The 2,440-nt window shown below is 41.7% G+C and carries 6 protein-coding genes; all 6 read left to right on the top strand.

What is annotated here, in order from left to right; all coding sequences use genetic code 11:
* Positions 1-10: 10 nt before the first annotated feature.
* Positions 11-244 (top strand): DUF433 domain-containing protein, encoded by a 234-nt coding sequence (locus PX636_RS11205; protein ID WP_002775448.1) that lies wholly within the window; start codon positions 11-13, stop codon positions 242-244.
* Positions 241-615 (top strand): DUF5615 family PIN-like protein, encoded by a 375-nt coding sequence (locus PX636_RS11200; RefSeq protein WP_002733650.1) that lies wholly within the window; start codon positions 241-243, stop codon positions 613-615. The genes PX636_RS11205 and PX636_RS11200 overlap by 4 nt, the downstream gene beginning before the upstream one ends.
* Positions 616-699: 84 nt before the next feature.
* Positions 700-906 carry a type II toxin-antitoxin system HicB family antitoxin gene (locus tag PX636_RS11195; RefSeq protein ID WP_069474600.1) on the top strand — a complete coding sequence of 69 codons (207 nt, stop codon included), beginning with the start codon at positions 700-702 and terminating at the stop codon, positions 904-906.
* Positions 907-1,492: 586 nt separating this feature from the next.
* Positions 1,493-1,969: a type II toxin-antitoxin system VapC family toxin gene (locus tag PX636_RS11190; RefSeq protein WP_002763393.1), complete on the top strand. Its 477-nt coding sequence runs from the start codon at positions 1,493-1,495 to the stop codon at positions 1,967-1,969.
* Entirely contained in the window at positions 1,966-2,178 is a 213-nt protein-coding gene (locus PX636_RS11185; protein ID WP_002763392.1) for a hypothetical protein, read from the top strand. Before PX636_RS11190 ends, PX636_RS11185 begins: the two co-directional genes overlap by 4 nt.
* 131 nt (positions 2,179-2,309) lie before the next feature.
* Positions 2,310-2,440 (top strand): DUF433 domain-containing protein (locus PX636_RS11180; protein ID WP_288117210.1); only part of this gene is annotated, 131 nt, incomplete at its 3' end.

Genomic DNA, 2,440 nt, shown 5'->3' with positions numbered 1-2,440 from the left:
GAGTTCCACAGTGATTAAAGAGCTAGACCGTATTACTGTTAATCCACAAATATGTCTTGGACAGCCAACGATTCGAGGAATGCGTATCACTGTGGGATTTGTTCTGAAACTGTTGGCTAGTCAGTTATCTATTCAGGAAGTCTTAGAGGCTTATCCAGAGTTAGAGGAGGAAGATATTCGTCAGGCTCTTAATTATGCAGCTTGGGCTGTATCCGATTATATCGTTAGCTTCACTTCGGCATGAGTAGTCTGCGTTTACTAGCTGATGTTCATATCTCCCCTTTGACAGTTGCGGCTTTAAGGTTACAGGGCTACGACATAGTACGCACTACAGACTTTTTACCTGCCACTGCTGCCGACGCGGAGATTTTGGAACTTGCCAGAGTGGAAGGTCAAGTTATTTTAACACAAGACTTAGACTTTTCCCTGCTGGTAGCCCTCAATAATTATGGACTGCCTAGCTTGATTACATTACGGTTATCTTCTGCCAGACCTGATGTAGTTGCTCAAAGGCTTCTAGATGTTTTACTGACTGTGGAAACGGAACTGACAGAAGGTGCGGCAATTACTATCAGCGATGACTCTGTGCGTGTTCGTAAACTTCCAATTCGATGAACCCGCACCTCAAACGATGTCCTATAAAGAAATAGAAACGATTTTCAAGGAAAAATTAAATCAAATAATTGAGGAATAGAAATCGTGTGTTATGCGATTATTATCGAAAAAGCTGAAAATAACTATTCCGCTTATGTTCCCGATTTACCCGGTTGTGTTACTACTGGTAAAACCCTAGAGGAAATCGCAGAAAATATGAAAGAAGCAATTCAATTTCATCTGGATGGTTTACAAGAGGAAGGGCTGCCAATTCCACAACCAGCCACCTATTGCCAGTATATCGAAGCGTAACCGATCACCTGCATACTGTCCGCAACTTTTATCTGTTAACATGGAACTGTAAACATATTGCCAACGCTCAAATGCAGATCTTGTAGGTGGGGTTGAACGAAACAATAGTGGATCGAAAATGGCTCAGTTATGATAAATTTCCACGGTGAATAGATAGCTTTATGAGAAAATGGAAAGGTAATGCAATCCTCTAAGCCAGATGACTATAGCAGAGCTATTCCCTACTTTGAGAAGTCTGCCTCGTGCAGACAAGTTGAAGGTGATGCAATTTCTGATCGCAGAAATAAGTAAGGACGAGGAGCCAAGCCTACAGCCAGGAGCAACATATTTACTCTCGTCGCCGCTTAATTCACACGCAGCGGCGCAGAAACTTGCTCAACTCCTAGATTCGGAACAAGCAACTAATGTTTGGGATAAAATGGAGAAGTTTCAATGCGATCAAGTCCAAGTGCGATCGCTCTGAGAGATGATCGAGGTCAAGCATGACAGTGCAACAACTTCGTTACAGAGATAGGATAGTAGAATAGAGGGGGCTACCATACCGCTGCTTCAGGCTTTAATTTAGTCTTGTCGATCAGTTATTATCATGAAAGAAAAAGTGTACTTGGATTCCACGGTTCCGAGTTATTACTTTGATGAGCGTGAAGCTCTAAAAACTTTTACCGAAATCACAAGGAAGTGGTGGTCGGAGATGTCCAGTTATTATGATTTATATATTTCGGATGCCGTGCTTCAAGAACTAACCAACGGAAACTATCCGCGTAAAGCTGAAATTATTCATTTGGTTTCGAGGATTCCTTTACTACCGCCGACTTCTGCTCTTGAACAAGTTGTCGAGTTTTATCTTGCCAACTATGTCATGCCAAGGTCTCTTGTGGGCGACGCTCTACATCTTGCCTATGCCAGCTATTTCGACATTCAATATCTCGTTACTTGGAATTGCAACCACCTAGCGAATGCTAACAAACGGAAGCATATTCGCGTTATCAATGCCCGCCTTGGTTTGTCAACACCTGAAATTGTCACACCACTTGAACTATTCAAAGAGGAGAATAACTTATGATCCACTCAGAGATTTTGCAAGAAAAAGATAAAACTCAAACAAGATTATCGGAGGAATGCACGTCTATCCATGACTATTTAGTTAAGTCTCGCATTGCTGCGGAAAAGGCTGCGGAATCCTACGGGTTTACTCTCAAGTATGCTGAAGAAATTCATAAAATTCGAGAAGAACACACCAAAGCTTTCAACGTCAACACAACAGCCTCTTAGGTTGGCTTGAGCGAAACGCTATAGATTGATTCTGATTAATTGCCAATTCATTGCCAACACAAGAGTTAGGGCGATAATGATTCATTGCTGTATGTAACAATACAGAATAAGTTTATCTCAGGAGTTCCACAGTGATTAAAGAGCTAGACCGTATTACTGTTAATCCACAAATATGTCTTGGACAGCCAACGATTCGAGGAATGCGTATCACTGTGGGATTTGTTCTGAAACTGTTGGCTAGTCAGTTATCTATTCAGGAAGT

It is taken from the genome of Microcystis sp. M53598_WE2, from assembly GCF_030067735.1.
Classification (GTDB): Bacteria; Cyanobacteriota; Cyanobacteriia; order Cyanobacteriales; family Microcystaceae; genus Microcystis; species Microcystis aeruginosa.
Note: the sequence above shows the minus strand (reverse complement) of the source record. Positions and strands in the feature narration are given on the sequence as shown.